Raw genomic sequence first — 24333 nt, 5'->3', positions numbered from 1 at the left:
CCGTAGTGTTTGACTCACTATCAGACCGCCTACAGTCAGCCCTGGCGGGCCTGCGCGGTAAGGGCAAACTGACCGAGGCTGATATCAATGCCACCGCTCGCGAGATCCGCCTCGCGCTGCTGGAAGCCGACGTGTCTTTGACCGTCGTCCGTGGCTTTATCAAGCGCATCAAGGAACGCGCCCGTGGCGCGGAAGTCTCTGAGGCGCTCAACCCGGCGCAGCAGGTAGTCAAGATCGTCAATGAGGAGCTCATTGAGATCCTGGGTGGCGAAACTCGCCGCCTGAACCTGGCTAAGAACCCGCCGACGGTGATCATGCTTGCCGGCCTGCAGGGTGCTGGTAAAACCACCCTGGCCGGTAAGTTGGCCAAGCACCTGGCTAAGCAGGGCCATACCCCGATGCTGGTGGCCTGTGACTTGCAGCGTCCAGGCGCGGTGCAGCAGCTGCAAATCGTCGGCGAGCGCGCTGAGGTGCCGACCTTCGCACCGGATCCGGGAACCTCCCTGGACTCCAACGAGCATGAAATGGGTACCTCGCACGGGGACCCGGTGGACGTCGCCAAGCAGGGCATTGCTGAGGCCAAGCAGAAGCAGCACGATGTGGTCATCATCGATACCGCAGGCCGCTTGGGCATAGATGAGACTCTGATGACCCAGGCGCGCAATATCCGCGATGCCGTCAACCCGGACGAAGTCCTCTTTGTCATCGACTCCATGATCGGCCAGGATGCCGTGCAGACGGCCGAGGCCTTCCGCGATGGCGTGGACTTTACCGGCGTTGTTCTCACCAAGCTGGACGGTGACGCCCGCGGTGGTGCGGCCCTGTCCATCCGTGAGGTCACCGGCAAGCCCATCATGTACGCCTCTACCGGTGAGAAGCTCGATGATTTCGATGTCTTCCACCCGGAGCGCATGTCCAGCCGCATTCTGGGCATGGGTGATTTGCTCTCCCTTATCGAGCAGGCTGAAGCAACCCTGGACCACCAGAAAGCTGAGGAGGCAGCCTCTAAGCTGGGCTCTGGCGAGCTGACGCTCAATGACTTCCTTGAGCAGATGCTGATGATCCGCAAGATGGGCCCCATCGGCAACCTGCTGAAGATGATGCCCGGCGGCAAGCAGATGAATGAAATGGCCGCCATGGTGGATGAAAAGCAGCTGGACCGCATCCAGGCGATCATTCGCGGTATGACGCCGCAGGAGCGCGAGGATCCGAAGATTCTCAATGCTTCGCGCCGCAAGCGCATTGCAAATGGTTCTGGTGTCAGCGTTTCCGAGGTCAACCAGCTTATTGAGCGCTTCAACCAGGCTAAGAAAATGATGTCCAAGATGGCCGGCCAATTCGGCATGGGCGGCATGGGTGGTCGCTCCGCTACCAAGAAGAAGCCCAAGGGTCGCAAAGGCAAGAATGGCAAGCGAAAGAAGGGCAAAGGCGGCGGTGGCAACCGTGGCCCGAAGATGCCGGGCGGTATGCCGGGCATGGGCGGAATGCCAGGAATGCCCGGTGGCGGCGGCATGCCGTCCATGGAGGAGCTGCAAAAGCTCCAGCAGCAAATGGGCGGCGGCGGTGGCATGCCGGGCGGTATGCCTGGCATGCCGAAGATGCCAAAGGGAATGGAAAATATCGACCTCAATAACCTGGACTTTGGCAAGGGCAAAAAGTAGTGTTCCCCAGCCTTAAGGCATAAAGAAGGAGGCTTCCGCGTTGCTGCGGGAGCCTCCTTCTTATACGCTTGCCGACGCCGCCCTAAGCCCCAGCGCGCCTTCGCATGAGGCGCCTTCGCCCTCGGGGCTTGTGCACGACCGAGCTATGGCCTAGACGGCATCGTCTTGTGCAGCGTTGGGGTAGGGGACGGGGTTGGCATGCTGCTTGCCGGCGTTGGTAGGTGCTGCGGGTGCTTGCTCTACGGCTCCTGCAGCCTGCTCCGGTGGAATATCCGGGGCTTCCTGCTGGACTTTTTCCCCGTTGAGGAAGGGCTTTAGGGCCTCGCGAATCATCGGCATTGCTGATTCCGCAAAAGCGTTGGTGATGTGGTGCATGTCGCGGTAGACCATCGTATTGCCGATGATGACCGGGCAGTCACCATTGGCATCGCAGAACCACGGAGCGGTATCGATCGAGAGCATATTCTGGTACTTCGACAGCACGACTGCACCGGGGTCATAAGGCTGGTAGACCTGCTCAAAGCGCATGCCGCAGCCGTAGGCATCTTCAGTAGCGACGTAGCACTCATCAAACTCGCGTGGACGGCCTTCTTCGTCGAATCCCCACGGGTTATCGCGGAAGCCCAAGAAGGGAATATCGCGTTCGGCCAATTCCTCCCAGAATGCCTGGTAGCCGGCGGGCACGGCATCGGGGCCGGTGCCAAATTCATTTTGCGGGCGAGTGGTATTTGAGATAACCAAGGCCGGGTTCGCCTCTTCGATGCGATCCATGACCAGCTTGCCCCACTCGGCACACTCTGGGGTCACGGTGACATCGTCACCCAATTCAATCGGGCAGCCCTGGCGCAGCAGTGGTACCAGCTTAAAGCCCATTTCCTTGCCTAAGCGGTCCAGCGGGGCAGAATACTGCTCCGCGTGGGAACCGCCGACCAAATAGACTTCCTTCTCTGCGTTGGGGTCACCGAAAATGCAGGGGGTCTTGCCGTCCTTGCGGGTTTCGAAGAAGAAGTCAGCGGGCTGGCTATCTGGCACGAAGCACCAATTTGTCGCTACTGGTGGCTGGATTCCGCCGGCCAGAATCGGATCAGGCTTGACCTCCACGTTATCCGGCGGGGTGATGTCGTTGATGAACGTCGTTGCGCCGGGGTAGAGGGCAGGATCCAAAAGCTCCGCATCAGCATCATCAAGGGTGCGCATCCACAGTGGCTGGATAGCCAAGAGGCCGACAACAGCCGCAGCGACTACGACGCCGCCCACACCGCGGGCGGCACCGGCGGGTTTCTGCAAGGTCGAAAGGCCCTTACGTACCGGCAGATCCTCGGCCGTGGGGCGCTTGCGATGCTGGCGCAGGGGCTTTTCCAAAAAGCGGTGCGTGAGGTCCGCCAACACTAGCGAAATGACGATAATGATGACGCCCAACCACCACGACGGGGTTTCTTGACCCAGGTAGGAGGTGGACAAAATGAGCAATGGCCAGTGCCACAGGTAGAGCGGGTAGGCTACATCGCCCAGCCAGCGCGCTTGCTTGGAGGCCATGGCCTTGGAAATCTTGCCACCGCCGCCCAAGATAATGAGCACGGCGCCGCCTAGTGGCAAGAGGGAAAGCGGGCCAGGATACGCAGTGGTATCCGCGATGATGGCACCAGTAAAGATGAGCATCAGAAGGCCCAGGCCGGTAAAGAGGTCATAGAGGCGGGCTGGAATCTTCCAGGAGGAACCGTAGATGGCCAAGACCGCGCCCAAGGTCAACTCCCAAGCGCGCGACCAAGTGGAATAGTAGTTCTCCGGAGTTCCGTAGAGGCCGTGGCGCGAAGCATAGGCGAAGGAGGCGATGGTGACCACGATGAGGATCGGGCCAGCAATCTGGTTGACCGTGGGGAAGCTGCGCTTGCCCAAAGGCTGCTGCTTCGGCCGGAACTTCATGATGGCAGCCAAGATGAGCGCGAAGGCAATGCCCATGATGTAGAACTGACCCTGCACGGCCATGGACCACATGTGCTGCAGCGGCGAGGTATCGGCCGCGGCCGCCGTGTAGTCGGCGTTTTGTTCCGCTAGCTCCCAGTTCTGGTAATACAGCATGGTGGCTGTAATCTGCTGGGTGAGCTCGGTGCGCATGAGCTGCGGGGTGAAAATTCGCACTAGAATGTAGGTCACACCGATGACCAGAACCAAGCTCGGCACTAGGCGTCGCAAGGTGCGCCAGATGGGCCACCATGGGTTCAGCGAGGCGTTGGGCTTGCTTGCGTAGCGCAGCTGGGAGCCCAAGAAGAAGTAGCCGGATAGCAGCAGGAATACGTCGACGCCGCCGGATACCCGTCCGACGAATACGTGGTAGATAACTACTAGGCCGATGGCAATACCGCGCAGGCCATCAAGGTCATAGCGGTACCGGAAATTTCGCGGTGATTCTTTAGTCATAAACTGTCTTTTCGTGCGCCTATGCCTGAATGGTGGGGCGGAAGGCGCGCCATACATATGAAACGAAATGTCTATATTCGGCCCTTAAGGGTACTCTGCTTCAGTATCGCAGGCATAACGAACCTGCGTGCGTGGCGTAGTAATTTTTGAAAATGCAGCTACTCGCGCTAAAATATTTCAGGTTGTCTGCTCGGATTTCTGAGCTAGATAAACTGAAGAACGTAATATTCTGCGTAGCACCGTTTCCGTCCACGGTCGGCCGGTATGTCACGCGCAGATAAAATCCAAGGGTTGAACCGGCGCACAATCTAGTGCGCGTCTGTACTGCCCAGTGACTAGTAAAGGAGCCAACATGGCTGTCAAGATCAAGCTGCAGCGCCTGGGCAAGGTCCGCGCTGCTGAGTACCGCGTTGTTATTGCTGATGCCCGCACCCGTCGTAACGGCAAGGTCATCGAGAACATCGGTATCTACCACCCGAAGGAAGAGCCTTCCCTCATCCAGATCGATTCCGAGCGTGCACAGCACTGGCTGTCCGTTGGCGCACAGCCAACCGAGCCGGTTCTCGCTCTGCTGAAGGTCACCGGTGACTGGCAGAAGCACAAGGGCCTGCCGGGCGCAGAGGGCACCCTGAAGGTTGCTGAGGAGAAGAAGTCCAAGCTGGAGATCTTCAACGAGGCACTGGCTGAGGCTAACAATGGCCCGACCATCGAGGCCATCACTGAAAAGAAGAAGAAGGCCAAGGAAGAGGCTGAGAAGAAGGCTGCTGAGGAAGCTGCTGCTGCAGAGGCTGCCGCTGCTGCCGCCGGCGAAGCTGACGCTGAGGCCGAGGAGAAGGCTGAGGAAGCCTCTGAGGAGTCCGCAGAGTAATCTGCCTCCCTCGTTAAGCGCATAGCGCTTTAGCTTCGGGCCCCGCCGCTACGATCACTGGTCGTAGTAGCGGGGCCTTTATTTTTCGCGGAAGAACGCCGGCACACTATAGCGACCGCGCACGCTAGTCCTTGCCGGGGCTGCGTACGCGGTCGCTACTGGCGGTGACGCGCTAGGAAACTTGCGGCATCCATGTCGGGATATGCCAGTTCGCCTTTAGTTCTGTGGCTTGTAGTTGGAGTAGCGGCTGTAGACGTTAGAGGGTTGCTTAAAGTCCATGCCGCGCAGGGCGCCTGCAACAACCGGTGTGAAAAGCTCGAGGATCTGCTCGCGTGGAAGCTGCGACATAGGGCCGTTGATGGCAAGCACGGTAAATCCATGAATAGCCGACCAGGCCAGCAGAGCATTTTGCAGGAAATACGTAGGCTCAGTGGTATTGTCCAGTGCTTCGGCGTGGCGGGACAACAGGGCAAAGAAATCGCGAATCTGCTGTAGGTGATCCATCTTCGGATCATCTTCCGTATTGGGATCTACGCCGAGCATGAAACGCAGCGCCTTCCACTCCAGCATGCAGCGGAAGAAATTGGTCTCATCCAAGGCAAACTCGAGGTAAGCGTAACCAATCTGCATCAGGTGCTCTGGAAAATCTAGGCCTTCTGCAGTCTCGGTTGTTTCGTGCAAACGCCGAACCAACTCATCGGTGGCAAGCTCGGCTACCTTATCGTGCAGTTCTTCTTGGTCCTTGAAGTGGCGGTAGGCGGAGGTAGGGGACACTCCTGCTTCGCGGGTTACCGCACGGACGGTAATAGCGTCGGGGCCGCTTCTTTTACCTAGTTGGACAGCGATACGGAGCAGCTCATCGTGGAGATTTCCATGATGGTAGGGCTTATTGTGCGTTTCCATAAAACTCATTTTATCACCAAAACTTATGCGTGTATAAATTATTTGGTGAGCATGGTGAGCAGCAAAATTGCGGGGGTAGAAGGGTCGCCGCTCTCCGGCGTGGCCTCGACTTTATGCACCTCATATGCAGGAAGGTGCACGATAGAGCCGGGGGTGAGCGGGATGGTTTCACTGCCGTAGCTGAAGTTAAGCTCACCGCGCAGCGCCTGCACGGTGATGGGATGTGCGGCCTTATGGTTGGGCAGGGACTGTCCAGGCGCAAAGCTAAAGAGAATGAGGTTGGCACCATCGGCGCTCAAGACGCGCTGTACGCCCGGGCGCGGGCGGTGCGGATCGGTATCAGGCGCGATGTCCAGCAGGTTTAGCGCGGACATTACGGAATCCTCGCCTGAATGAGAAGCCGCGCCAAACGTGTCCGGGGAGTTGGTCGGTAGATCGCTCATAAGCCCACTTTAACGGCAACAATACTCAAAATCTGGGTTTACTTTCCAAAGCGCCAAAATTCATGACTGACAAGGGCAAAGAGGTCTGTGTTGTAGACTTTCCGCTATGGAATTGATGATTGGTCGCGTGATTAAATCGCACGGCGTGAAAGGTGAAGTCGTAGTCGAGGCCACTACGGATGAACCGGAGGTGCGCTTTGCGGTAGGGGAAGTTCTTCATGGCACGCAGGGCAAGAAGGAGCACACACTAACTATCAAGGCGGTCCGGAGCCATAAGGGAAGGCTGCTCGTTACCTTCGAAGAGATCAAAGACCGTACCGTGGCGGATAGCCTCCGCGGTACCAAGTTCTTTGCCGCTCCGCTTGACAGTGATGATGATGGTTTTTATGACCACGAGCTGGAAGGGCTTCGCGTACTTCTGGAAGGCGAGGAGATCGGTGAGGTCACATCGGTCATCCACGGCGGAAGCCAAGATTTGTTGGAGATAAAACTCGACAACAACAAGGAGGCGCTCATTCCCTTCGTGCATGCCATTGTTCCTGAGGTGAACCTAGAGGCTGGAACGTGCACCATCGATCCGCCGGAAGGATTGCTTGACCTATGAGGCTCGACGTCATCACCATTTTTCCGGAGTACCTGGACCCGTTGCGGCATGCGCTTTTGGGGAAGGCCATTGAACAAGGTCGCCTTGAAGTAGGTGTGCACGATCTGCGGCAGTGGGCTACGGATGCGCATAAGTCTGTCGATGACTCGCCGTTCGGTGGTGGCCCCGGCATGGTTATGAAGCCAGAAGTTTGGGGGCCGGCGCTCGATAGCGTCGCCACGCGGGAAAGTGCGCCCAATCTAGAGTCTGCGTTGCCACACCTAAACCGTCCGCGCCACGATGAATTAGAAGGGGTTGAGGCGCAAGCCTATGCGGTTGATGCCACGGCCGATGAGGATAGCGACCTTCCACTGCTTATCGTGCCGACGCCGACGGGAAAACCGTTTAGCCAAGCAGATGCGCGGGCGTGGTCCAATGAGGAGCACATTGTTTTTGCCTGCGGGCGTTATGAGGGCATCGATCAGCGCGTGGTGGATGACGCCGCTCGGCGCTACCGTGTGCGCGAGGTTTCCATCGGCGATTATGTGTTGATCGGTGGGGAAGTGGCAACGTTGGTGATTGCAGAGGCAGTAGTGCGACTCATCCCTGGTGTGCTGGGAAATAAGCGCTCTCATGAGGAAGATTCCTTTTCTGATGGTCTATTGGAAGGCCCGAGCTATACCAAGCCGCGAGAGTGGCGTGGTCTAGCCGTGCCGGACGTACTCACCTCGGGAAACCACGGTTTGGTAGACAAATGGCGGAGGGAACAGGCATTGCTGCGCACGTGGCAGCGTCGCCCCGAACTCTTGGAGACGGCTGAGCTCGATAAGAAGGACAGGGCCTTTATCGCGGAGTTGAAACAAGAAGCTCACGCAGAGGGCGAAGGCTAATGGAGGTAAGCGCCGATCTTTCCGTGCTCATAGAGCCCAAGAAGTGGGAGAAAAGCCTCGAAGCATTGCCAGAGGTGCTGCGGGCACGGGGCTTTGAGCCGCTAAGCATTTTCGCTCTCCAGGTAGCGGAGGAGTGCACTGAAAGCAGCCCGCTAGCGCAGGAATATCGCTTCAGTTTCGGCCAGTGGCCACAAGGAATTCCGGTGTGGCGGCTCATCGTTAACGGAGAGACCACACAGTCCCTGGCTGCAGTAGCCTCCTTGGTGGCAGACTGCTTGCCGCCGCAAGCCCCCTGGGTGGGCAGTGCGGAAATCGGTTTTACGGAGATGGGGCTTGGTGCCCCGGCGGTGTGGCGGGCGGATTCTGGGTTATAAGCGGAATTTGGAAATCATTTAGCGCTTTTTCTGCCTAAACTGCAGCGCATATGCCTTCTAGGGTTATAGTAAAGGGGACATTCCCTCAGTTTCCTATTCCCAAGGTGGTCCCTGAACTATGACGGCTCCCAATGGCAATAACTACGGTGGATATAACCAGCAGCCGCCCCAGTACAATCAGCAGTATTATTCCCAGCCGCAGCAAAGCGGTGGCGTAGGCGGCGCCACCATCGCGGCAATTATCGCAGCCATTGTGGCGGTCATTGCGGTGGCCGCCATGGTCATCATGTTCGTGACCAATAACAAGGATGATGCATCGACCAGCGCTGCTGCCGATAGCCAATTCCAGCAGGCGGATGCGAATAGCGGATCCGGAACTGGGTCGGGGTCCGGCAAGAAGTCCGGTTCCTCCAAGGATTCTGCAGAGGATGAGGACTCCAGCCCGGTCACGGTGACCGAGACCAAGGAAGCCCCGGCACCAGCACCGGCACAGGCTGGTTCCGCTGGCTCCAGCAATGGACATTCCTGGGGTGATTACCCTAACTATTATGCGACGGGCCCGACTTCCAGTCCTTTTGCTCGCAACGTCTACACCGCTTTTATGAATAACTGGGTTGCGGGTGGCGGCACCAACGTCACCTTGAGCGTCCATTCGCCGACCACCGGTGGTACCTACACCATGTACTGCTCCGGTAGCTCCGCCCGGGTTACTTGCACCGGCGGCGATAACGCCCGCGTGGTTATCCACTAAGCACGCGCCGCACCTTCCTCCTTTCCCTGCTGGAAAGGAGGATTTGCGTTGAGAGGGGCGTCGGCAAGCGAAGGCGGTGTAAGAGTCGTGCGGTAAATTGGGTGGGTCTAATCCCAAACCTCGAGAAAGAGTGAGGAGACCACGTGAATATTGCGGCCACTATCGCCGCCGAGCTCAACGTCAAGGAATCACAGGTTTCTACCGCGTTGCAGCTGCTTGCGGAGGGCAATACAGTGCCCTTTATCGCCCGCTACCGCAAGGAGGCCACCGGCGGGCTGGATGATTCCCAGCTGCGCACCATTGAAGAGCGCGCGAACTACTTGAAGGAACTGCAGGAGCGCAAGGAGACCATCCTTGCGGCGATTGAAGAGCAGGGCAAGCTTAGCGACGCCCTCAAGGAGCAAATCCTTGCCTGCGAGACCAAGGCGCGCCTGGAGGACCTGTACCTGCCGTATAAGAAACGCCGCAAAACCAAGGCCGATATTGCCCGCGAAGCCGGCCTAGAGGAGCTGACCGATAAGCTCATTGCGGATCCCAACGCCGCTCCAGAAGAGCTGGCACAGGGGTTTGTTACCGAGGGCTTTGAGGACACCAAGAAGGCCCTCGACGGCGCCCGCGCCATCTTGGTGGACCGTTTCGCGCTCGACGCGGATCTGGTGGGTGAAGTACGCGAGCGTATGTTCACTGAAGGCTCCATGGGCGCGCACGTAGTTGAGGGAAAGGAAGCCGAAGGCGCGAAGTTTAAGGATTACTTCGATTTCAACGAGCCCTTCCACAAGCTGCCTTCGCACCGCATTTTGGCGCTGCTGCGTGGCGAGAATGAGGGAGTGCTGCAGTTGCAACTAGATGCCGGCGATGACGCCGATTACGAGGATGTAATCGCCTCCCGCTTCGAGCTAGATCGCTCCTCCAAGTGGCTTGCCGACGCCGTCCATTGGGGCTGGCGCACCAAGCTCTATATTTCCTCCAGCCTGGACGTTCGCATGCGGCTGAAAGAGATTGCGGAGGAAGGCGCGCTAAAGATCTTTGCTACTAATCTGCGCGACGTGCTGCTCGCCGCCCCTGCCGGCCAGCGTGCCACCATCGGCTTGGATCCGGGCTACCGCAATGGCGTGAAGTGCGCGGTAGTGGACAAAACCGGCAAGGTGCTCGACACCGCCATTGTCTACCCGCATCAGCCGCAAAATCAGTGGAGTCAAGCAGTTCAGACGCTGTCGACCCTGTGCGCCAAGCATTCTGTAGACCTTATGGCCATCGGCAACGGCACCGCCTCCCGCGAGACCGAGAAGCTTGCTCAGGAAATTGCGGACCTAATTAAACAGGCCGGCGGCCAGCGACCCACGCCCGTCGTGGTTTCCGAGTCCGGCGCCTCGGTCTACTCCGCCTCGCCGCTTGCGGCGGAGGAATTTCCTGACATGGATGTCTCACTGCGCGGCGCGGTTTCCATCGCTCGCCGCTTGCAGGATCCTTTGGCTGAATTGGTCAAGATCGATCCGAAGGCTATTGGTGTGGGGCAGTACCAGCACGACGTTAACCAGACGGCGCTCGCCCGCACCCTCGATGGCGTGGTGGAAAGTGCGGTAAACGGCGTGGGCGTGGATCTCAATACCGCTTCCGTCCCGCTGCTCGAGCGCGTAGCTGGTGTCAATTCCACCATCGCCTCCAATATTGTGGCCTACCGCAATGAACACGGTTCTTTTGCTTCCCGCAAGGAACTGAAGAAGGTACCGCGTCTTGGGCCTAAGGCCTTTGAGCAGTCTGCGGGCTTCCTCCGCATCAACGGCGGTACCGATCCACTGGATTCCTCTGCCGTACACCCAGAGGCCTATCCTGTCGTCTCCCGCATCGCGGAGAAGACGGGCCTGGGTATTTCTGAACTTATTGGCAATACCCGCGTACTCAGCACGCTGGCGCCAGCAGACTTTGCAGACGAGATTTTCGGCATTCCTACGGTGACCGATATCATCGCCGAGCTAGATAAGCCCGGACGCGATCCGCGCCCTGAGTTTAAGACCGCCACCTTTAAAGAAGGCGTACATAAGGTCTCCGATCTCACCCCGGGCATGATTCTTGAGGGCACGGTGACCAACGTGGCGGCATTTGGCGCCTTCGTGGATGTCGGAGTCCATCAGGATGGCCTCGTCCACGTTTCTGCCATGAGCCACAAGTTTGTCTCCGATCCGCACGAGGTCGTGCGCTCTGGCCAGGTGGTCAAGGTGAAGGTCATGGAGGTTGATGTGGAGCGCCAGCGCATCGGCCTCTCCCTGCGTTTGGATGATGAACCGGGGCAGCCGGCTCCCAAACGCCGCGGTGATTCCCCACGCGGTTCCGCCAAGTCCGGCGGCAGGGGAGAAGGAAAGCGCTCCGGCCACAAGTCCGGCCGCGGATCCCGGGGCGGTTCGCGCGGCCGCACGGGTGGTGCGGGCAGCGCCGGCGGTGGTGGAGCCATGGCCGATGCTCTGAAGAAGGCAGGTTTCTAGGTTCCTTGCACTGCGGTGAGGAACCTTGGGCAGAGCAAGCAAGCTTGCGATATGAGAATTTGGTTCCGGCTGGCGTATGTGGAAAAATAGTGCACCGTTCTATGTAACGGGCACGAACCGGTTAGGCAGTACGCCGCTAGGGTCCTCTGTCCCAAACTGAAAAGGAATATTGGCATGTCCAACATTATTGACAAGGTCGATGCAGCACAGCTGCGCGACGATATCCCGTCCTTCCGCCCAGGCGATACCCTCGACGTTAACGTAAAGGTTATCGAGGGCAACAACGAGCGTGCACAGCTCTTCAAGGGCATCTGCATCCGTCGTCAGGGCTCCGGCATCCGTGAGACCTTCACCGTCCGTAAGGTTTCCTTCGGCATCGGCGTTGAGCGTACCTTCCCGGTTCACTCCCCGAACCTGGAGTCCATCAAGGTCTCCCGCCGTGGCCGCGTCCGCCGTGCGAAGCTCTACTACCTGCGTGATCTGCGCGGCAAGAAGGCTCGCATCAAGGAGCGTCGCTAGTACTAGCGCGCTGCGCGCCAGCTTCCCCTTGCGCCCCACTGTGGGTGCAAGGGGATTTTTAATACCCAATTGCGCTTATTCCAAAGTTAGAAGCATGATCTAAACGGAAAGTTCACTGTGAATCCCCCTGCAGCGAGGGGGATAAGAGCGGAAGTCGGGCGTGGGGTTGCTAGGATCTAGCGCGTGAATAAAGACAGCATCTCGCAGGAACAGCCGCCAGAAGGCGAGGGGGCCCACCCAGTACAGGGCGAGGCCACCCAGCAAGGCAAAGAGGCGACTAAGAAGAAAGAAATGCCGTGGCTGCTAGAAACCCTTCTGGTAGTGGCGACGGTTCTCGTGATCGTCGGACTATTCCAGAATTTTATCGGCCGGCAGTATGTGATCCCGTCGGGTTCAATGGAGCCGACCCTCCACGGCTGCGAGGGCTGCACAAATGACCGTATCTTTACGGAGAAGATCTCTTATTACGGTGACGGCGAGCCAGAGCCGGGCGATGTCGTTGTATTCAAGGGCACCGAGGACTGGAATTCCAGCTACGTCTCACCACGCTCGTCCAATCCGATCATTCATGGCGTGCAGGATGCGTTGAGCTTCGTATCTTTGGCACCACCAGATGAAAACACCTTGGTCAAGCGTGTGGTCGCTACCGGCGGACAGACGGTGTCCTGCCAGGAGGGCGATCCTGCAGTCATGGTGGATGGCAAACCCATCGAGCAAGACTATGTGCAAGACCCGCCAACGTACCCGGTAGATGAGTCGACCGGCTCGGAGGCCTGCGGTGGTCCGTACTTTGGTCCCGTCGAGGTACCGGAGGACAATATCTGGGTGATGGGCGATAACCGTACTGCTTCGGCCGATTCTCGTTACCACATGACCGATAAGTTCCATGGCACGGTTCCAGTAGAAAACGTCCGCGGCAAGGTGAAATTCGTATTCTGGCCGTTTACCCGCATTGGTGGGGTCGATGACCCGGACATTCAGGAATAAGCCTTCCTCCCAACGCCTGCGCACCCGGGATTTTCTCATCCCCGTGGTGGCAGGCTTTGTCCTGCTGGTGCTCCTGCAGGCGCTGGTGGGGCGGATGTATGTCATTCCTTCTGCGTCGATGGAACCGACCCTGCACGGGTGTCCTGGCTGCAAGAACGATCGTATCGCCGTGCAAAAGGTCAGCTATTACTTCACGGACCCAAAGCCCGGGGAAGTGGTGGTTTTTGAAGGGCCCGAGTCGTGGAATAACGAGTTTGAGGTCAATCGTTCGCACAATATCTTCGTGCGCGGGGCCCAAAATGCTCTGGCGGCCGTAGGGCTGCTTCCCAATGGGGAAAATATCCTGGTCAAGCGCGTCATAGCTACCGGCGGGCAGACGGTGAGCTGTCAGGCCGGCGATCCTGCGGTCATGGTGAACGGAAAACCCATTGACCAATCCTTCGTCCTCGATCCGCCGGAGATTCCCGTAGACTCCAGCGTGGGTTCGCGAGAGTGTGGCGGAGAGTATTTTGGCCCGGTCACCGTCCCCGAAGGAAACCTTTGGGTGATGGGCGATAATCGCACCAACTCCCTCGATTCCCGTGCGCACTTGGGTGACCACCTGCAGGGCACCGTGCCGGTGGACAATGTCCGCGGGCGCGTCGAGGCCATCATTTTGCCGCTTTCGCGTTGGGGCGGGGTGGAACACCCGGAAATTTCGCATGCGGCGGCTTAAACAGCGACGCACCTACGAGGTCGCATTGAACAAGGCCGGTTTAGGCCCGGTAGCCGGTGTGGATGAAGCGGGTCGCGGTGCCTGCTGTGGACCAATCACCATCGCGGCCTGTGTGATGCCCGATCGGCCGATCAAGGAGTTGTCGGAACTTACTGACTCCAAGAAGCTCACCCCCAAACAACGCGAGAAGCTTTTTCCACTCATTAAAGACAAGGCTGTGGACTGGTCTGTACTGCATATTGGTGCGGGGGACATCGATAAGCGTGGCATCCAGCACGCCAATATCTCCGGCATGCGCAGGGCAGTTGTGCGCCTGGAGACACGTCCGGGCTATGTGCTTACCGACGCCCTCTTTATCCCCGGCCTCACCCAACCCCACCTGCCCATTATCGGCGGCGATGCGGCCGCGCGGTGTATCGCCGCGGCGAGTGTGTTGGCCAAGGTCAGCCGCGACCACCTGATGTACGAGCTGGATGCGCGGTACCCCGGCTACGGGTTAGCCAGCCATAAGGGGTACGGAACCAAGGCGCATGAGGCCGCAATTGCGGCGCTTGGAGCGTGCCCGGAGCACCGGATGAGCTACGAAAACGTCCGCCGTGCTCATGCGGAGTTTGCCGCGCGTGCCTAGCTAGAAACTAGCACTTCTCGCGCTAAGCTAAAGCGAGCTAACCCACAATCTGGAGGTCCACCGTGAGTGCAGAGGAACTCGATAACTACGAGGCTGAGGTAGAGCTGTCTCTCTACCGCGAGTACCGGGACGTTGTCAGCCAGTTTTCCTATGTCGTTGAAACTGAGCGGCGCTTTTATCTGGCTAATGCGGTCGAGCTTATTCCGCATACCTCTGGGCCTGATGTCTACTACGAGGTGCGCATGTCTGATGCTTGGGTATGGGATATGTACCGCTCCGCGCGCTTTGTGCGCTACGTCCGCGTTATTACATACAAGGATGTCAATATCGAGGAGCTGGATAAGCCGGAATTCATGATGCCGGAATAACTTTGTCAAGACGGCGCACACAGCGCCGCGCCCTAGCTGTGGATAACAGTGCTGCAGAGCCAAGTTATCCACAGCTAGGGTCTTTTTGCTTTTGTGCCCCTTGTGTAGGCCCTGCCAGCTGCGGTGTTCTGTGCAGGCCAATAAATTTTTCGATGCACAAGGATAAATCGCAATGCACTTTAGTTCAGAACACCGCTTGGCCACGAAGAAGCCTCGTCATAAACAAGTCTTAGGCAAAAGGGGAGAGGCCTTCGCAGCGCGCTATTTGCGCGAGCGCGGAGCAGACATCATCGCCGCCAACGTCTCTTATCGGGTGGGAGAAATCGACCTCATCGCCCGGGAAGCAGACGGAACCATCGTCTTTGTTGAGGTTAAGACCCGCGCTAATTCCAGCTACGGGGTAGCTGAGGCCGTAACTCCACAGAAGCTCGCGCGCCTGCGGAAAGCAGCGGCGCAGTGGCTCGACGGAAGACCACTATCTGAGGTGCGATTCGACGTCATTGCCCTGGTCGCGCGCGGGCAAGGGTTTGTGCTGGAACACTTCAAGGGGGTTGAAGATGGCTCTAGGTAATTGTTTGACCATGTCCCTCAACGGAGTCCTAGCGCAGTTGGTTGATGTGGAAGCGAACGTCGGTCACGGTCTGCCAGGGATTCACGTTGTAGGCCAGACGGATACCGCAATCTCCGAATCCCGGGACCGGATCAGAACCGCAGCCTTCAATTCCCATCTGCCCTGGCCCAAGACCAAAGTGGTGGTCTCCATGTCCCCGGCTTCGCTTCCCAAATCCGGGTCCCACTTTGACCTACCCATAGCGCTTGCGATCCTCGCGGCACAGGCGGAGGCCGACTTCCCGTCTTATGGCAGTACTCCCTCGCCCGCCCAACGCCTGCAGCGCACCTTGGTCCTAGGCGAGCTCGGTCTCGACGGCTCCGTTCGGCCTGTAGCAGGTATTATCCCCGCTCTTCTGGCCGCACGGGAACAAGGAATTACAACTCTCGTTGTTCCGCCCGGCAATGCCGCTGAGGCCACATTGGTGCCGGACATGGACGTACTGGTTGCTTCGTCTTTGAAGGAGGCTTTCGGATGGGCCTGCGGTAATCGTGGGCTGCCGCAGGCGGCGAGCTTTTCGGGGTCGCTCAGCCCCGCGCCTGCGGCGGCGTCGCGACTCGACTTTAGCGATATCGCTGGCCAAGCTAACGCCAAATGGGCTGCCGAGGTTGCTGCAGCCGGCGGCCATCACTTGATGATGATTGGGCCGCCTGGGTCAGGAAAGTCCATGATCGCCTCGCGCCTGCCCACCATCCTGCCTACCCTTACCCCAGACCAGCAGGTTGAAACCACCGCAATTCATTCGCTTACCGGAACCCCAGGTGAGGTCGTCGAGCGCGCCCCGTTCATCGCCCCACATGCCTCGGTTACTCGGGCGGCTTTACTTGGCGGCGGTTCCGGACATCCGCGGCCTGGTGCGGTGAGTTTGGCTCACAATGGTGTGCTCTTTCTCGACGAGGCCAGTGAGGTAGCCGCGCCAGTACTCGATGGTCTGCGTGCACCGCTGGAGGAAGGACACGTGCGGTTGGCGCGCTCGCGCCGCGAGGTCACCTATCCTGCCCGCTTCCAATTGGTCATGGCGGCAAATCCGTGCAGGTGTGCGGCCGAAGATCCGTCCAAGTGCAGGTGCAACCCCCATGAACGAATGAACTACCTCTCCAACCTCTCCGGACCGTTGCGAGACCGTTTGGATATGGTGGTCACCTTAAGCGGGCAGGCGGCAACAATTAACGCGGACGGTGAAGAGGAATCCGCAGTCATCGCCGAGCGCGTCGCCGCTGCCCGTGAACGTTCCGCCGCGCGCTGGTGGGCGGATGGTATCACCGCGCGCACCAATGGGGAAGTTCCCTCGTCCTATTTGCGCCGAAAGAGGCCCGCTGCGGAGGCTGCAATGGTCATGTTGTCTGCCTACTTGGCTGAAGGTGAAATATCCCAGCGCGGAGTGGATCGCGTATTGAAGCTCTCCTGGACTCTGGCCGATCTAGCAGGAAAGGCGCAGCCGGACCTGGACGAAGTGGGGCGCGCGCTCGATCTGCGCGGCTCAATTAACGTAGGGAGGCTCGCAGCATGAGCGAACTTGACCTCTCTACTCCGTATGCGACCTGGGTATACCTCAACCGCGTAGTCGAGGGCCCCTCTGCTGCATTGCAGGCCCTGCTCACGCAGTACCCAGCAGAGGAAATCGCCCACGGAATCTACAATCGTGCCGACTGGATAGGCCCGCTTTTGGCGCGCACGGCCTCCCGCTATGACTGGTTGCGGCAAGCCGAAGACATGGCGGCAGCCGAAAAAGTCGGGGCCCGGCTCATTACGGCAGAAAGCCCAGAGTGGCCCACAGAGGAGTTCGACTCTGCATTCGGCTTTTATCAGCACAGCGGGGAGGCCCCAGCTACTTTTGATGACCAAGCGTTGCCACCGCATAGCCTGTGGGTGCGCGGTGCGCCATTGCAGGCAGAGGTTGCTCAAGCTGTGGCCATCGTCGGTACTCGTGCCATCTCCCGCTATGGCTGGCAGGCCACCCAAAACGTCGTGTCCGGATTGGTTCAGCATGAATGGACTCCAATATCAGGCGGCGCGTTGGGAGTGGATACCGTCGCGCACGAAACAGCGTTGCACAACAACGGACGCACGGTAGCCATAGCAGCGTGTGGCATCGATAGGGATTACCCAGCCCGCAATGCCAACTTATTCGCCAAGATTGCGGACAATGGTTGTATCGTCTCTGAATTTGCGCCGGAAACCGCGCCGAAGCGCCACCGGTTCTTAACGCGCAATCGCTTAGTGGCAGCATTGAGCCACGGCACCGTCGTTATGGAGGCCGCATTTCGATCTGGCGCATTGAATACCCTCAACTGGGCAGAAGCGCTTGGGCGAGTTGCGATGGCGGTGCCGGGGCCGATAACTACTAGCGGCTCGTTGGGCTGCCACCAGCGCATTCAAGAAGGCCGCGCACAGCTGGTTACCAGTGCTGATGAAATTCGCGCTCTAGTAAGTCGCGCCGGGGAAGTGGACCCAGGCGCACAGTACGAAATCAATTTTGCGGCAACCATAACCCAACGCCTCTCCCGCAATGAGTTGCGCGTCTTTGACGCGACGCCACCGCTAGGACAGGAAAAAGCAACGGCAGAAGACATTGCCCGTGAAGCGGGATTCCGTTTACCGCTGACAGTTCACTTACTTCTGGCGCTGGAAAAGATGTGCGTTGTCGTCCGGCATGGCAATACCTGGGCACGCCGGGAAACGGAATAAATGGCACCTGCGTTTGGCGAGTACACTGCTGTGGCATGAGTGAAGATGGAAAATCCGCGAAGGCTCCGAAAGTTGAGGGGCAGATGGCTGAGGCCATTGAGGACTTCGCGGATTTCCAACTACATGTCAGGGGCCGTGCAGAAGCGACGGTGCGCGGGTATCGCGCCGACTTGCGCGACCTTGCACGCAGCGTGCCTACCTTCGCGGAGTTTGACCTCAACAGCCTGCGCCAATGGTTGGCAGAGGCTGTTGCGGAAGGAAAATCGCGTTCCACCCTGGCGCGGCGCACCGCGGCAGCGAAGGGTTTTTCTACTTGGGCGGTGCGCGAAGGTCACCTTAAGCGAGACGTTGCTGCCCGCTTAGTTACGCCCAAAGTGGGGCGTCATCTTCCCACGGTTCTTGCTCCGGAGCAGGCCGGCGAGCTTATGGGCAATGCGGTCTCTGCAGATGAAGTCCACTTCCTTCGCGATAGCGCCATCCTGGAGCTGCTCTATGCCTCCGGTATGCGCGTGGCGGAGTTGGTCCGGCTGGACCTGGGCGATATTGATTTTCAGCGCGGTACCCTGCACGTCACCGGTAAAGGCAATAAGCAGCGCGTAGTACCTTTCGGGCACGCAGCGGAAGACGCCTTAAAGCAGTGGATTGACAAAGGCCGTGGAGAAATCGCCTCGGCTGAAACTGAAGCGGTCTTTGTTGGCAGCAGGGGAGGGCGCATCGATCAACGCCAGGTGCGCCGCATTGTGGAAAAGGCCGCCAAAGTCACTGGTGCACAGGGGCTTACCCCGCACGGGGTGCGCCACTCTGCCGCAACCCACCTTTTGGAAGGCGGGGCAGATTTGCGCGTAGTGCAAGAACTGCTGGGGCACTCCTCGCTTAATACCACGCAGATTTATACCCACGTGTCCGCGCAGCGCTTGCAGCGCGTTTACGACCAAGCCCATCCCCGAGCTTAAAGCGGTTTGAGGCGAATTACCGGCATATCCAGCAGGGTTAAAGGGTCGATGTAGGTATCTTTTGCGATGAGTGCACCCCAGTGCAGTCCGGGATAGCCATCGACGGGATTGCCTAAACGGCCTATCACTTGGCCCTCGCGGACTTTTTGGCCCTGCTTTACGGAGCCGTGCACGGGCTGATACGTCGTTCTCACTCCATCCGCGTGGGCAATGGAGACAACTGGTTTGCCGGCCACCGTACCCACAAAGGCGACTTCGCCGTCTTCGGCGGCGACCACCGGCGAGCCTACTGATAGGGCCATGTCGACGCCGCGGTGGCCAGGGCTCCACTTGTGTTCTGGGGCGTCGAATCCACGCAGCACCCGCGCCGGGCTAGGTTTGCCCGAGGCAGGGTCGACGTAGGCCGTGGCCGGTGGGCAACACAGAATAAAAAGCGAAAGAAGGGTGAGGAAAGCAGTGGGGAGGAAGCTGGGGCGTCGGCAAGCGGGAAATGCGGAGCAGGAAAGCACATAATTCATGGGCACAGTGTCAGCCGGAAAGAAGCGTTTCGGTAGTCCGTTCTTCTTTAGCTGTGGACAACTTGGGTTGCATGATGTGATTGAGTCGGTTGTGACGATTGATGCAAAGTGGCTGCGGCGAAGTTGTGGATAAGCTGTCTTCGGTTTGGAAAAACCAGCGTATAGGGATTATTCTTTGGGGCAGCAGTGTGTCCACCTCGTGGAGGCATTGACTACGCGCGGCGAAGTTGTCGCTTCCTGCTGGAAGGAAGAGACAGCCTGACGGTTGACGTGGTCCTTGGAAACAAGGTGTCAGCGGGGCCTTCGTTGCTAGGGTGCGGAATAAAACACCGCACAATTGGAAAACCGAAAGACAAGATAAAAGAAAGCGAGCGAATCATGGCAGTTGTAACCATGCGCGAGCTCCTCGACGCTGGTGTGCACTTTGGCCACCAGACCCGTCGCTGGAATCCGAAGATGCGTCGTTTCATCTTCACTGACCGTAACGGCATCTACATCATCGACCTGCAGCAGACGCTGACCTACATTGACGAGGCTTACGAGTTCGTCAAGGAAACCGTTGCACACGGCGGCACCATCCTGTTCGTTGGTACCAAGAAGCAGGCTCAGGAAGCAGTTGCTGAGGAAGCAACCCGCGTCGGTATGCCTTACGTCAACCACCGCTGGTTGGGCGGCATGCTCACCAACTTCCAGACCGTTTCCAAGCGTCTGAAGCGCATGAAGGAGCTTCAGGCAATGGACGAGCGTGAGGACGGCTACAAGGGCCGCACCAAGAAGGAAGTTCTCATGCTCAACCGTGAGCGCGCCAAGCTCGAGCGCGTTCTGGGTGGCATCTCCGATATGGCCAAGACCCCATCCGCACTGTGGATTGTTGATACCAACAAGGAGCACATCGCGGTAAAGGAAGCTCACAAGCTGAACATCCCGGTTGTTGCCATCCTGGACACCAACTGCGACCCGGACGACGTTGACTTCCCGATCCCGGGCAACGACGACGCCATCCGCTCCACCAAGCTGCTCTCCGGCATCGTTGCCTCCGCTGTTGAGGAAGGCAAGAAGGCTCGTGAGGAGCGTCAGCTGGCTGCAGCTAAGGAAGCTGCCGGCGACTCCGCTGAGAAGGAAAAGCGTGACGCTGAGGCAGCTGCCGCAGCTTCCGACCCGGCCTCCGCGGAAAAGTCTGAGGAAGCATCCGCAGACAAGGCCGAGAAGTAGTCTTAACTTCTCGCTAGGAATCTTCCTTACCTGCGTTTAACTGAATACCCCACGCACTTTTGGTGTGGGGCAGCAAGGGAGTAATTCCTGCCCAAGGCTGTTTACCAACCCCCGCCACCGTGCTTTAACGGCGGCGGGGGTTGGTTTTATCTATGCTGGGTTCTGCTGAAGCCAGCTCCACCTTTACGCAGAGGTGGGAAAGGGGTGGTTTCTGCCACCCTAAAGCGGCGCGATTTCACCGCGTCGACTACGCTGTTTGAACGAACACTGTTTGATTTTCAAGGAGGATCGCCCCAACTATGGCGAACTACACTGCTGCAGACGTCAAGGCACTGCGCGAAGCTACCGGCTCCGGCATGCTCGATTGCAAGAAGGCTCTGGAAGAGTCCAACGGCGACTACGACAAGGCCGTTGAGTACCTGCGCATTAAGGGCGCTAAGAACGTCTCCAAGCGCGCTGACCGTGAGGCTACCGAGGGCCTCATCGCAGTTTCCGGCAACACCATGGTCGAGATCAACTGTGAGACCGACTTCGTTGCTAAGAACGAGGCTTTCAAGACCTTCGCAGCCAAGATTGCTGACGCTGCTGCTGAGGCCAAGGCAAACTCCGCTGACGAGCTCAACAACATTGAAATCGACGGCAAGAAGGTCTCCGAGGTCGTGGACGAGGAGTCCGCAAAGACCGGTGAGAAGCTGCAGGCACGCCGTGCAGTTACCGTAGAGGGCGACAACGTTGCCGTTTACCTGCACCAGCGTTCCGCTGACCTGCCGCCGGCAGTGGGCGTTCTGGTTTCCTACGAGGGTAGCGAGGAAGGCGCTCACGCCGCAGCACTGCAGATTGCTGCAATGAACGCTGAGTACCTCACCCGCGAGGACGTTCCTGCAGAGATCGTTGAGAAGGAGCGCGAGATCGCTGAGGCCACCACTCGTGAGGAGGGCAAGCCAGAGGCAGCCCTGCCGAAGATCGTGGAAGGCCGCCTGAACGGCTTCTTCAAGTCCATCGTTCTGCTGGAGCAGGCTTCCCTGTCTGATAACAAGAAGACCGTAAAGCAGGTTGCTGAAGAAGCTGGCACCACCATCACCGGCTTCGTTCGCTACGAGGTTGGCGCTTAAGCCCATCCCGCTGTAACGACTAGCCCACGAAGGATTATCCTTCGTGGGCTTTGTTGTGCGCTCACCGTGCCGACTTGTGCGGATTGTCTATTCGCAGGAGCGGGACTGGCACCTCGCAATTGCCTACTGGCCTGCACCGGCGGGCGGTGTGAGGAAGCGAAAGATATATGGGTAAGATAGGGCGGAGATTGAAACTGTCCCGCGTTAAGGAGACGAAGTAGGCGTGACTGCTGCAGATATTAAGCGAACTGGATACAAGCGAGTAATGCTGAAGCTGGGCGGTGAGATGTTCGGCGGCGGCAAGGTCGGTATCGACCCAGACGTGGTTGAAAACGTAGCCCGCCAAATCGCCGAGGTCTCCCGCCAGGGAATCGAAATTGCAGTGGTTATCGGCGGCGGAAACTTCTTCCGCGGCGCGGAGCTTTCCCAGCGCGGCATGGATCGTGCTCGTTCGGACTACATGGGCATGCTGGGCACGGTAATGAATTCTCTCGCATTGCAGGACTTCCTCAAGCAGCAGGGCGTGGACTGCCGCGTGCAGACCTCCATCAACATGGCGCAGATTGCCGAGCCGTATCTGCCGCTGCGCGCTGACCGCCACCTGGAAAAGGGTCGTGTGGTTATCTTTGGCGCCGGCATGGGCATGCCGTACTTCTCCACGGATACCACTGCCGCGCAGCGTGCCCTGGAAATTGGTGCCGAGGTTCTTTTCTTGGCCAAGGCAGTCGATGGCGTCTACTCCGATGACCCACGCACCAACCCGGATGCGGAACTGTACTCCGAAATCACTCCGCGTGAGGTCATTGAAAAGGGCCTCAAGGTTGCAGATGCCACGGCCTTTAGCCTGTGCATGGACAATGATATGCCGATTTTGGTCTTTAACCTGCTGGAGGAGGGCAATATCGCCCGTGCCGCAGGCGGCGAAGTTATCGGCACGCTGGTGCAGTCCTAATACTGTAAGGGCCGCGAACCTGCTACCTTTTTATACAGCCACCCCTATTCGTTTAAGGATGATTTAACCTCATGATCGATGAGATTCAGCTCGAAGCAGAAGAGCACATGACCGCTTCCGTCGAGCACACCCGCGAGCAGCTGGTGACCATTCGTACCGGCCGCGCGAACCCCACCATGTTCAACGGCTTGGTAGCCGAATACTACGGTGTACCTACCCCGATTACCCAGATGGCTACCATTTCCGTACCGGAGCCGCGCATGCTGCTCATCAAGCCTTATGAGCAGTCCATGATTCATGAGATTGAAAACTCCATCCGCAACTCGGATTTGGGTGTGAATCCTACCAACGATGGCCAAGTTCTGCGCGTGACCGTTCCGCAGCTGACGGAGGAGCGTCGTAAGGAAATGGTGAAGCTGGCCAAGAGCAAGGGCGAGGACGGCAAGATTGCTATCCGTAATATTCGCCGCAAGGCCATGGAGCAGTTGAAGAAGCTGCAGAAGGACGGCGACGCCGGCGAGGACGAGGTCATCGCAGCGGAAAAGGAAATGGAAAAGATTACTTCCGGCTACATCGAGCAGGTGGACAAGCTGGTAGAAAACAAGGAAAACGAGCTGATGGAGGTCTAGCACCTCCCGTCATTGCCGCCGTGCCTGTCCCCGGCCGGCGGCGCTTTTTCTGTTCCGCGGCCTACAGCTCCGAAGTCTGGAGTAGGGGAGGGCGAGCAGTGAACGTTAGCGAGGGGGCGCGAAAGAAGCAGCGAAAGGAGCCGGTCACGGTGAGTGACGCCATAAACCGCCGATTGCCTCAGCCGAAGAATGGCGCAGGCCGCGATTTGCCGGCCGCTATCGGCGTTGGCGTAGGCCTCGGCGCACTTGTCGTGCTCGCCGTATGGGCCGGCCCGCTCGCGTGGTACGCGGTCGTCGCCCTTGCAGTTGGCGTTGCTATGTGGGAGGTGCTCAGCCGCCTGCGGGAGCATTCCTACTATATTCCGCGCACCTTGCTCATTATTCTGGGCCAAGCCATGGTGTGGGTCTCGTGGCCACTGGGCGCGCCCGGCCTTGTGGCGGTCTATGTTACCGCTGTGCTGGCGCTTATGTTTGGTCGCCTCTTCCATAATGGTCGCCATCGCCCACCAATTAACTACCTGCGCGATATGTCCGTCGGCATTTTTGTGCTGACGTGGATTCCGCTATTTGCTACCTTCGCAGCAATGCTATCGCTGGTGTCGACCCCGTTTGCCAGTGGTGCCGCTTCCATCGTCGTTTTCATGTTGTGCGTGGTGGCATCCGATACTGGTGGCTATATCGCTGGCGTGATGTTTGGCTCGCATCCCATGGCCCCCGCAGTAAGCCCCAAGAAATCGTGGGAGGGCTTTGCCGGGTCCATCGTCTTCGGCGTGGTCACCGGCGCGCTTACCGTGAAGTTCCTGCTCCATCACGATGCCTGGGTGGGCGGCCTGATGGGCCTTGGCCTCGTCATTTGCGCCACCTTGGGCGACTTGGTGGAATCACAGTTTAAGCGTGAGCTGGGAATCAAGGATATGTCGGACCTGCTGCCAGGCCATGGTGGACTGATGGACCGCCTGGATGGCATGCTGCCTTCCGCCATGGTTACCTGGGTGGCCATTAGCTTCCTGGCAACGTTTACGCCATAGAAGCAGCGGGTACGCAAAAGCCGCCTCTCCCCAATAGTCCTTC

Annotated in this window: 25 protein-coding genes; 21 read left to right on the top strand and 4 right to left on the bottom strand. The window is 58.6% G+C overall.

Going from position 1 to position 24333, the window contains the following annotated elements:
- The first annotated feature begins 5 nt into the window (after positions 1-5).
- Positions 6-1661 carry a signal recognition particle protein gene (gene ffh, locus BJ985_RS04030; RefSeq protein WP_179386663.1) on the top strand — a complete coding sequence of 552 codons (1656 nt, stop codon included), beginning with the start codon at positions 6-8 and terminating at the stop codon, positions 1659-1661.
- A 150-nt stretch (positions 1662-1811) separates the two neighbouring features.
- On the opposite strand, the gene BJ985_RS04025 is transcribed toward ffh, so the two are convergent.
- Positions 1812-4079 (bottom strand): acyltransferase family protein, encoded by a 2268-nt coding sequence (locus tag BJ985_RS04025; protein ID WP_179386662.1) that lies wholly within the window; start codon positions 4077-4079, stop codon positions 1812-1814.
- A gap of 352 nt (positions 4080-4431) precedes the next feature.
- Here BJ985_RS04025 and rpsP point away from each other — a divergent pair, with 352 nt between their 5' ends.
- The gene (gene rpsP / locus BJ985_RS04020) at positions 4432-4947 is read left to right on the top strand and encodes a 30S ribosomal protein S16 (protein ID WP_005325261.1); all 516 of its coding nucleotides are present in this window, start codon (positions 4432-4434) and stop codon (positions 4945-4947) included.
- Positions 4948-5163: 216 nt separating this feature from the next.
- Here rpsP and BJ985_RS04015 read toward each other — a convergent pair whose 3' ends face one another.
- Positions 5164-5850 (bottom strand): TetR/AcrR family transcriptional regulator, encoded by a 687-nt coding sequence (locus tag BJ985_RS04015; protein WP_236587097.1) that lies wholly within the window; start codon positions 5848-5850, stop codon positions 5164-5166.
- Positions 5851-5888: 38 nt separating this feature from the next.
- Positions 5889-6293, bottom strand: a complete 405-nt coding sequence (locus BJ985_RS04010; RefSeq protein WP_005325256.1) for a cupin domain-containing protein — start codon at positions 6291-6293, stop codon at positions 5889-5891.
- 106 nt (positions 6294-6399) lie between these two features.
- Between BJ985_RS04010 and rimM the strand changes: the two genes are divergently transcribed.
- The 14 genes from rimM (at position 6400) to BJ985_RS03940 (ending at position 18839) form a co-directional block, all read left to right on the top strand.
- Positions 6400-6897, top strand: a complete 498-nt coding sequence (rimM, locus tag BJ985_RS04005; protein WP_005325251.1) for a ribosome maturation factor RimM — start codon at positions 6400-6402, stop codon at positions 6895-6897.
- Positions 6894-7766, top strand: a complete 873-nt coding sequence (gene trmD, locus BJ985_RS04000) for a tRNA (guanosine(37)-N1)-methyltransferase TrmD (RefSeq protein WP_179386660.1) — start codon at positions 6894-6896, stop codon at positions 7764-7766. Before rimM ends, trmD begins: the two co-directional genes overlap by 4 nt.
- Positions 7766-8140 carry a hypothetical protein gene (locus tag BJ985_RS03995; RefSeq protein WP_179386659.1) on the top strand — a complete coding sequence of 125 codons (375 nt, stop codon included), beginning with the start codon at positions 7766-7768 and terminating at the stop codon, positions 8138-8140. The genes trmD and BJ985_RS03995 overlap by 1 nt, the downstream gene beginning before the upstream one ends.
- Before the next feature lie 118 nt (positions 8141-8258).
- The gene (locus BJ985_RS03990) at positions 8259-8891 is read left to right on the top strand and encodes a hypothetical protein (RefSeq protein ID WP_005325248.1); all 633 of its coding nucleotides are present in this window, start codon (positions 8259-8261) and stop codon (positions 8889-8891) included.
- A gap of 143 nt (positions 8892-9034) precedes the next feature.
- Positions 9035-11371 carry a Tex family protein gene (locus BJ985_RS03985; protein ID WP_179386658.1) on the top strand — a complete coding sequence of 779 codons (2337 nt, stop codon included), beginning with the start codon at positions 9035-9037 and terminating at the stop codon, positions 11369-11371.
- Positions 11372-11545: 174 nt separating this feature from the next.
- The gene (gene rplS, locus BJ985_RS03980; RefSeq protein ID WP_005325245.1) at positions 11546-11890 is read left to right on the top strand and encodes a 50S ribosomal protein L19; all 345 of its coding nucleotides are present in this window, start codon (positions 11546-11548) and stop codon (positions 11888-11890) included.
- 183 nt (positions 11891-12073) lie between these two features.
- Positions 12074-12877, top strand: a complete 804-nt coding sequence (lepB, locus tag BJ985_RS03975; protein WP_179386657.1) for a signal peptidase I — start codon at positions 12074-12076, stop codon at positions 12875-12877.
- On the top strand, positions 12855-13592 hold the full coding sequence (gene lepB / locus BJ985_RS03970; protein ID WP_179386656.1) for a signal peptidase I: 738 nt from the start codon (positions 12855-12857) through the stop codon (positions 13590-13592). Before lepB (BJ985_RS03975) ends, lepB (BJ985_RS03970) begins: the two co-directional genes overlap by 23 nt.
- Positions 13579-14220 (top strand): ribonuclease HII, encoded by a 642-nt coding sequence (locus BJ985_RS03965; RefSeq protein WP_179386655.1) that lies wholly within the window; start codon positions 13579-13581, stop codon positions 14218-14220. Before lepB (BJ985_RS03970) ends, BJ985_RS03965 begins: the two co-directional genes overlap by 14 nt.
- Before the next feature lie 62 nt (positions 14221-14282).
- Positions 14283-14588, top strand: a complete 306-nt coding sequence (locus tag BJ985_RS03960; RefSeq protein WP_005325239.1) for a DUF2469 domain-containing protein — start codon at positions 14283-14285, stop codon at positions 14586-14588.
- A 172-nt stretch (positions 14589-14760) separates the two neighbouring features.
- A complete protein-coding gene (locus BJ985_RS03955) occupies positions 14761-15159 on the top strand; it encodes a YraN family protein (RefSeq protein WP_179386654.1) in 399 nt (132 codons plus the stop codon).
- The gene (locus BJ985_RS03950) at positions 15146-16708 is read left to right on the top strand and encodes a YifB family Mg chelatase-like AAA ATPase (RefSeq protein WP_179386653.1); all 1563 of its coding nucleotides are present in this window, start codon (positions 15146-15148) and stop codon (positions 16706-16708) included. Before BJ985_RS03955 ends, BJ985_RS03950 begins: the two co-directional genes overlap by 14 nt.
- Positions 16705-17886: a DNA-processing protein DprA gene (dprA, locus tag BJ985_RS03945; protein ID WP_179386652.1), complete on the top strand. Its 1182-nt coding sequence runs from the start codon at positions 16705-16707 to the stop codon at positions 17884-17886. The genes BJ985_RS03950 and dprA overlap by 4 nt, the downstream gene beginning before the upstream one ends.
- A gap of 35 nt (positions 17887-17921) precedes the next feature.
- Entirely contained in the window at positions 17922-18839 is a 918-nt protein-coding gene (locus BJ985_RS03940) for a tyrosine recombinase XerC (RefSeq protein ID WP_179386651.1), read from the top strand.
- Here the strand turns inward: BJ985_RS03940 and BJ985_RS03935 are convergent.
- Positions 18836-19357, bottom strand: coding sequence for a M23 family metallopeptidase (locus BJ985_RS03935; RefSeq protein ID WP_218840683.1), 522 nt, complete (start codon positions 19355-19357; stop codon positions 18836-18838). The two genes, BJ985_RS03940 and BJ985_RS03935, sit on opposite strands and share 4 nt — an antisense overlap.
- A gap of 378 nt (positions 19358-19735) precedes the next feature.
- Between BJ985_RS03935 and rpsB the strand changes: the two genes are divergently transcribed.
- From rpsB to BJ985_RS03910, 5 genes are all read left to right on the top strand, one after another.
- A complete protein-coding gene (gene rpsB / locus BJ985_RS03930) occupies positions 19736-20569 on the top strand; it encodes a 30S ribosomal protein S2 (RefSeq protein WP_005325233.1) in 834 nt (277 codons plus the stop codon).
- A gap of 299 nt (positions 20570-20868) precedes the next feature.
- Positions 20869-21681, top strand: a complete 813-nt coding sequence (gene tsf, locus BJ985_RS03925) for a translation elongation factor Ts (protein ID WP_005325225.1) — start codon at positions 20869-20871, stop codon at positions 21679-21681.
- 265 nt (positions 21682-21946) lie between these two features.
- A complete protein-coding gene (pyrH, locus tag BJ985_RS03920) occupies positions 21947-22633 on the top strand; it encodes a UMP kinase (protein ID WP_023027755.1) in 687 nt (228 codons plus the stop codon).
- A 71-nt stretch (positions 22634-22704) separates the two neighbouring features.
- The gene (frr, locus tag BJ985_RS03915) at positions 22705-23262 is read left to right on the top strand and encodes a ribosome recycling factor (protein ID WP_005325221.1); all 558 of its coding nucleotides are present in this window, start codon (positions 22705-22707) and stop codon (positions 23260-23262) included.
- A gap of 149 nt (positions 23263-23411) precedes the next feature.
- Positions 23412-24290, top strand: coding sequence for a phosphatidate cytidylyltransferase (locus BJ985_RS03910; RefSeq protein ID WP_179386650.1), 879 nt, complete (start codon positions 23412-23414; stop codon positions 24288-24290).
- Positions 24291-24333 lie beyond the last annotated feature (43 nt).

The sequence above is a fragment of the Corynebacterium tuberculostearicum genome, assembly GCF_013408445.1.
Taxonomy (GTDB): domain Bacteria; phylum Actinomycetota; class Actinomycetes; order Mycobacteriales; family Mycobacteriaceae; genus Corynebacterium; species Corynebacterium tuberculostearicum.
The sequence above is the reverse complement of the archived record's forward strand: the minus strand, read 5'-3'. Positions and strand labels throughout refer to the sequence as shown.

Bases quoted from the DNA above. Each gene is read 5' to 3' on its own strand.
- BJ985_RS04025 (WP_179386662.1), bottom strand. From the start codon at position 4,079: ATGACTAAAGAATCACCGCGAAATTTCCGGTACCGCTATGACCTTGAT.
- BJ985_RS03935 (WP_218840683.1), bottom strand. From the start codon at position 19,357: ATGAATTATGTGCTTTCCTGCTCCGCATTTCCCGCTTGCCGACGCCCC.
- BJ985_RS03990 (WP_005325248.1), top strand. From the start codon at position 8,259: ATGACGGCTCCCAATGGCAATAACTACGGTGGATATAACCAGCAGCCG.
- rimM (WP_005325251.1), top strand. From the start codon at position 6,400: ATGGAATTGATGATTGGTCGCGTGATTAAATCGCACGGCGTGAAAGGT.
- frr (WP_005325221.1), top strand. From the start codon at position 22,705: ATGATCGATGAGATTCAGCTCGAAGCAGAAGAGCACATGACCGCTTCC.
- pyrH (WP_023027755.1), top strand. From the start codon at position 21,947: ATGCTGAAGCTGGGCGGTGAGATGTTCGGCGGCGGCAAGGTCGGTATC.
- rplS (WP_005325245.1), top strand. From the start codon at position 11,546: ATGTCCAACATTATTGACAAGGTCGATGCAGCACAGCTGCGCGACGAT.
- dprA (WP_179386652.1), top strand. From the start codon at position 16,705: ATGAGCGAACTTGACCTCTCTACTCCGTATGCGACCTGGGTATACCTC.
- rpsB (WP_005325233.1), top strand. From the start codon at position 19,736: ATGGCAGTTGTAACCATGCGCGAGCTCCTCGACGCTGGTGTGCACTTT.
- rpsP (WP_005325261.1), top strand. From the start codon at position 4,432: ATGGCTGTCAAGATCAAGCTGCAGCGCCTGGGCAAGGTCCGCGCTGCT.
- BJ985_RS03955 (WP_179386654.1), top strand. From the start codon at position 14,761: ATGCACTTTAGTTCAGAACACCGCTTGGCCACGAAGAAGCCTCGTCAT.
- BJ985_RS04015 (WP_236587097.1), bottom strand. From the start codon at position 5,850: ATGGAAACGCACAATAAGCCCTACCATCATGGAAATCTCCACGATGAG.
- trmD (WP_179386660.1), top strand. From the start codon at position 6,894: ATGAGGCTCGACGTCATCACCATTTTTCCGGAGTACCTGGACCCGTTG.
- BJ985_RS04010 (WP_005325256.1), bottom strand. From the start codon at position 6,293: ATGAGCGATCTACCGACCAACTCCCCGGACACGTTTGGCGCGGCTTCT.
- tsf (WP_005325225.1), top strand. From the start codon at position 20,869: ATGGCGAACTACACTGCTGCAGACGTCAAGGCACTGCGCGAAGCTACC.
- BJ985_RS03950 (WP_179386653.1), top strand. From the start codon at position 15,146: ATGGCTCTAGGTAATTGTTTGACCATGTCCCTCAACGGAGTCCTAGCG.
- BJ985_RS03995 (WP_179386659.1), top strand. From the start codon at position 7,766: ATGGAGGTAAGCGCCGATCTTTCCGTGCTCATAGAGCCCAAGAAGTGG.
- BJ985_RS03965 (WP_179386655.1), top strand. From the start codon at position 13,579: ATGCGGCGGCTTAAACAGCGACGCACCTACGAGGTCGCATTGAACAAG.
- lepB (WP_179386656.1), top strand. From the start codon at position 12,855: ATGACCCGGACATTCAGGAATAAGCCTTCCTCCCAACGCCTGCGCACC.
- BJ985_RS03940 (WP_179386651.1), top strand. From the start codon at position 17,922: ATGAGTGAAGATGGAAAATCCGCGAAGGCTCCGAAAGTTGAGGGGCAG.